General features: G+C 38.3%; 4 protein-coding genes and 2 pseudogenes. 5 read left to right on the top strand and 1 reads right to left on the bottom strand.

Features of this window, described 5'->3' with window-relative positions:
- Positions 1 to 51: 51 nt before the first annotated feature.
- The 5 genes and pseudogenes from miaA to gldN form a co-directional block, all read left to right on the top strand.
- Positions 52 to 891: pseudogene (gene miaA / locus LDB17_RS13695) on the top strand (tRNA (adenosine(37)-N6)-dimethylallyltransferase MiaA); the annotation flags it as partial.
- Between the two features lie 70 nt (positions 892 to 961).
- A complete protein-coding gene (locus tag LDB17_RS13690; protein WP_252637001.1) occupies positions 962 to 1,456 on the top strand; it encodes a hypothetical protein in 495 nt (164 codons plus the stop codon).
- Positions 1,457 to 1,780: 324 nt separating this feature from the next.
- Positions 1,781 to 2,752 carry a type IX secretion system membrane protein PorP/SprF gene (locus tag LDB17_RS13685; protein WP_252637002.1) on the top strand — a complete coding sequence of 324 codons (972 nt, stop codon included), beginning with the start codon at positions 1,781 to 1,783 and terminating at the stop codon, positions 2,750 to 2,752.
- Positions 2,753 to 2,832: 80 nt separating this feature from the next.
- Positions 2,833 to 4,254: an SUMF1/EgtB/PvdO family nonheme iron enzyme gene (locus LDB17_RS13680; RefSeq protein ID WP_252637004.1), complete on the top strand. Its 1,422-nt coding sequence runs from the start codon at positions 2,833 to 2,835 to the stop codon at positions 4,252 to 4,254.
- A 5-nt stretch (positions 4,255 to 4,259) separates the two neighbouring features.
- Positions 4,260 to 5,309: a gliding motility protein GldN gene (gene gldN / locus LDB17_RS13675; protein ID WP_252637006.1), complete on the top strand. Its 1,050-nt coding sequence runs from the start codon at positions 4,260 to 4,262 to the stop codon at positions 5,307 to 5,309.
- 289 nt (positions 5,310 to 5,598) lie between these two features.
- Here the strand turns inward: gldN and LDB17_RS13670 are convergent.
- Positions 5,599 to 5,696: pseudogene (locus LDB17_RS13670) on the bottom strand (ISL3 family transposase); the annotation flags it as partial.

Here is a 5,696-nt window from a genome sequence, read left to right as displayed (position 1 = left end):
CTCAGCCAAGTTCAGACTTAGTGCTGTTTTCCCCACTCCTGTGGGGCCAAGCAGTACTATCAGTCGCCTATCATATCAGCCGATTCCCGACAATTTTTCAAAGGACTTGAAGTCGGCACAGCTGCGCCGACTATAGCTCAAAAAGAACGTGTTGCACATCACCTTGTTGGTATGCTTGATGTTACCGACTACTATAGTGCCAGTGAATTTGAGCGTGATGCACTGAATATAATAGAAGATCTTCATAAACCGCACGATGTAATTATAGCCAGTGGTGGTTCTATGATGTATATCGATGCTCTCTGCAATGGCATCGACGATGTACCCACAATAGAAGAGAGCCTTCGCAAAGAGGTCTATGAATTGTACGAACGAGAAGGGCTGGAACCGATACGGTCACAGCTGAAAGTACTAGACCCTGATTTTTATAACGAAGTAGACCTAAAAAATTATAAGCGTGTGATTCACGCTTTGGAAGTTTGCCTGATGACGGGCAAGCCTTATTCATCATTCAGAACACAAACAAAAAAAGAACGTCCGTTCGAAATTATAAAAATAGGATTGACTCGCGACAGAGCCGAATTGTACGAAAGGATAAACAACCGTGTAGATGAAATGATTTCTTCGGGGCTGATAGAAGAAGCCGAACGTTTTTATCCACAACGACACCTCAATGCATTAAATACGGTCGGATATAAAGAGTTGTTCAAATATCTGGATGGCGAATGGACTCTTGATTTTGCTATCGAAAAGATAAAACAAAGTACACGGATTTACTCTCGCAAACAAATCACATGGTTCAAAAGAGATAAAGAAATTCACTGGATCAACTTATCTGAAACAAGTGAAGATGATGCGTTAAAAAAAATAATATCCATTAGCGGATGTTAACAAAAGGTGGGCTTTTGTTGTTTAATTAAAATAGAATCTGTATTTTTAACAATCATAAAAAAACTATTATATGAGAACAAGGCTATACAAGTATTTAGTTATCTCTCTTTTGGCTGTATTTGGCATTACCGGATTAACGGGTTGTGGAGACGATATTACCGAACAATATTATGTAGGTTCGGAAGTTAAAACAAAAGATTTTAAGGTTGAAAAAAATCAATGGGGATGGAATAACGTTTACAATCGCTATGAAGCGACTATAAGCGTAAAAGAGATAGATGAGAGATTGTATGAATTTGGCACAATTGCTGCCACTGTCTTTGTAAATGAAGAAGCTCCGGATGGAAGCATTTATGAAGTACAGAAAAACTTACCTTTCGTACAAGCATATAAAGACTTAGCTACTCCGTATACCGAATATATAGGTTTCGATATCTTTTATGGAAACGGAACTAATCCTTCTGTTACCTTTTATATTCAAACATCAGATGGTTCTCCTGATACTCCTGTATTACCTGACGCTTATAACTTCAAACTTGCTTTGATATGGGATAGTGAATCTTAGTAAATACGTTTAAGATATATACAAAACAGGCATAATCAACCCATGCCTGTTTTTTTATGCCTTTATGAAAAAAATATCTATTAGTAGGGTATTCTTATTTTGGATCAAAATAAAGTGACAATAAAAACATACCGTAAAAGTGTTACTTTTACATACGCTTTGCTCCTGTGACCGTTGGTTGTTACTTTTTGGAATCGAGATGTTTTTTACTAAGCAAACATTTAAAATACAAATTATAGCTAAACACACAATTTACAAGGCTTTCGACCGTTAATTAAAATAAAATGTACTTACTTTGCACTCCATTATCACTGACATTTGTGAATGAAACTTAACTATATAACATTATTCTTTCTGTTTTTCACTCTAGGCTCGGGTGTTGTATATGGTCAGTGGGATTCCCAGATCAGTCAATATTGGAATATGAAGAACTTTTACAATCCTTCATTTGTTGGAGAAAGAAATGTTATAGAAAGTTCTCTGTTGCATCGCCGTCAGTGGACAGGTCTCGACAGAGCACCGATAACATCGTTGGTTTCATTGAATATGCCTATGAACTTTTTGGGTAAGGAACATGGAGTGGGTGCAATGGTTATAACTGATAAATTCGGATTATTTACGAATACCTCCACCATGCTGCAATACGCTTATCGGTTTAAGTTTAAGAAAAACAAACACCTAAGAGTAGGCTTACAAGGGGGGATGATGAATATAGACTTCGATGCTTCCGGGATAAAGAACCCACCAAGCGGAGAAGGAGGAACAGGAAACGAATCTGAAGGAGAAACAGACCCACAAGTACCAACCACAGCTATAGGCGAAAAGAAGTTTGATATGGGACTCGGTGTATCGTGGATCACCCCTACCTATTACTTAGGGGCTTCTATAACGCACTTAATGCAGCCTAAGTTTGATATAGATGAGCAAACCACCTCTTCTATTTCTCGTATCTATTATCTGACAGGAGGATACAATATAAAGCTCGGAAATCCGTTGATAGAATTGCAACCATCTGCTCTCTTTAAATCTGATGCAGTGACCTATCAATTGGAAGTTACAGCTAAAGCCGAATATAAAAAGATGTTCAATGGAGGAATATCTTGGAGAAAAGGGGACGGTTTTGTATTTTTGCTTGGTGTGAAAATAAAAAATATAGATGCAGGCTATTCATACGACCTTTCAACATCAGAGATATCGAAGGTTAGTCATGGAAGCCACGAATTGTTTATACGCTATAGTATGCCGTTAGAGAAGCGGAAAGACAGGCATTCAGGCAAAAGCATAAGGATATTGTAATTATAAAAAAGACGAGTATACAAACTTACAAGTAGAATAAATAAAAAAGTTGACTGACAGAATCAGATCATAAAAGAAATATGAAACATTTGTTTTTTGCAATTATAACTTCACTCATCCTGTTTACTTCTTGTGGTAAATCGGTAGGATCAAGCATCGGCGGTGAAGTCGTTGGCGAAAAGGGATCGTCGTGGGCCGAACCTACACCTTACGGTATGGTATTGGTATCGAGAGGTTCTATAGAAATGGGACCGGTCGAGAACGATTCCCTATGGGATATAAAAGCTAATCCGAAAGGAGTTTCGGTAGATAATTTTTGGATGGACGAGACAGAAGTCACCAATTCCAAATATCGCCAATTTGTCTATTGGGTACGCGATTCAATTATTCGTGAACGCCTGGCCGACCCTGCCTACGGAGGAAACGAAGCATTCAAAATCACAGAAGACAGATACGGTGACCCGGTAAAACCATACCTCGATTGGAGGAGACCGATACCTAAACGCCCTTTGGAAGAAGAGGAGTTGGCAATAAACAGCGTGACTTTTATACACCCCATAACAGGAGTTAGAGGATTAGACCCTCGTCAGATGAATTTCAAATATGAATGGTTCGATTATACCGAAGCAGCAAAACGTAGAAACCGTTTGATACCTCAGGAACGAACCCTCAATACAGATATTGCAATAGACGTCAATCAAGTAGTGATGATATCAAAAGATACTGCTTATATCAATGAAGAAGGACGTCCTGTAAACCAAACAATCGTTCGCCCTCTAAGCTCATTATTCGATTTTGTACATACCAAGATTGTAAACGTTTATCCCGATACTACTGTTTGGGTAAACGATTTCAACAATGCTTACAATGAGCCATATATGCGCATGTATTTTTCTCACTCGGGGTATAACGATTATCCGGTTGTAGGTGTAACTTGGGAACAGGCTACTGCTTTCTGTGAATGGAGAACCATGTTCTACAAAATGGGACAACCAAAAAATGGACGTCCGATCGAAAACTTCCGATTGCCCACAGAAGGAGAATGGGAGTTTGCCGCACGTAATGGTAAGACCGAAAATAAATATCCGTGGGATAAAGAAGGTACAATGGATGAGAAGGCTTGCTTTATGGCAAACTTCAAACCCGGAGAAGGAAACTATACGAAAGACGGAAACCTTATCCCTGCCCGTGTAGCCTCTTATGTACCAAATCGTTTTGGTATATATGATTTGGCCGGTAACGTTTCCGAATGGACTTCTACCGCTTATACCGAATCGGGTACAGCAATGATGAATGATATGAATCCTCAATACAAATACGATGCTGCCAAAGAAGACCCATACGCTATAAAGAAAAAGGTAGTAAAAGGGGGATCGTGGAAAGATATAGGGCGCAACATCAGAGGAGACATGCGTGAAGGCGAGTTCCAAAACCAACCACGCTCGTATATTGGATTTAGATGTGTAAGAACTCAGGTAGGATTTGCAAAATCTAAGAAGTAAAGAAAATGAATAAGATAAGTAAAATATTAGCTGTCGTTATTTGCGGATTGAGCTTTATCTCTGTGTTGTATGCACAAGAACAGCCCGAATCGCTTCGAGACAGAATAGCCAAAAGGCAACAGCAACAACAAGGTAATACACAGCAAAACAACGGACCAAAAGTACCTCAATTGTCTGTGCGCGCAGAGATGATGAACGACACACAGACACAAGATTTATCGAATGCTACGTGGATCAGAGAGGTATATCGATTCTTAGACCTTACAAAGGGAAAGAATGCTGCTCTATATTATCCGGTACAGCCTATTGGCAATCAGATGAACTTCTATACAATGATCTTTAAACTGATGGGCGATGGGAACCTTGTTGCTTATGATTGGAATAATGGCACTGACCTTTTTGTGGATAATCTGAAAATCAATTTTGGAGACGTACTCCAACGGCTCGAAATACCTTATCAAAAAAACGGTAATGCCTATTCTTATGATGAATTCAGCATTCCCAGCAACGAAGCTTTGGGATATTATATAAAAGAAGCTTGGTACTTCGACCAATCTAACTCTGTGCTAGGTGTGAAAACAGTAGCTATTTGCCCGGTACTGTTTCGTCAGCAATACGTTGATGGTATAGACTTCGGAACATCTACAGATCAAGGCTTAAGAGAACCTCAATTTTGGATACCATACGAAAATATACGCCCGTATGCAGCCCGTATGCCCATTATGGCTTCGGATAAGAACAACGTAATGAACAAAACCATTGACGACTATTTCCGTATGCGCTTGTATGAAGGAGAGATATACAAGACTACCAATATGGAGAATAAGTTCCTCAACCAGATATATACGACTCCAGAGACATTAAAAGAGGCTCAAAACAAAATAGAGGGCGAATTGAAGGAGTTTGACAAAGAATTATGGATAGTGAACGACTCGATCAATCAAATTCAAACAGGCAATACAAAAAGCACAAAGAAGAGCAATTATAAAGCACCGAAAACAAAGAAAGCTAAAAGTACCTCTGCTATCTCATATTCAGCCAGAGACAGACGATAAATAAATAAACTGATATATCTTAAGGGAGAGGTTGTTTCGCAAAAGCAACCTCTTTTTTATTTAGGTTTGGCATATTCACATATCAAAAAGAGCACTTATAGGTTTTATATATATCACATTGAACATTAATATAACATTTTTGTGTTAAAATATTTTACTTTTCAATAAATACATTTTATCTTTGCATAGAGTTTTAGGTTATTACTATACAAGATAATTAAACAGAGAGTACCATGATAAATAACAGGTACTCTCTGTCTTTTTTTGGCTCTTCCCTAAAAGTTGTGGACTAGGCATAAATATTCGTTAATCTAAATAAAAAATAGGGTATATGCTTTACTCCTCTGAGCGTAGCTCTAAATGCTTTAATCTTGGCATTGAAAGATT

The sequence above is a fragment of the Dysgonomonas sp. Shenzhen-Wh21 genome (genome assembly GCF_043392705.1).
GTDB lineage: Bacteria > Bacteroidota > Bacteroidia > Bacteroidales > Dysgonomonadaceae > Dysgonomonas.
The sequence above is the reverse complement of the archived record's forward strand: the minus strand, read 5'-3'. Positions and strand labels throughout refer to the sequence as shown.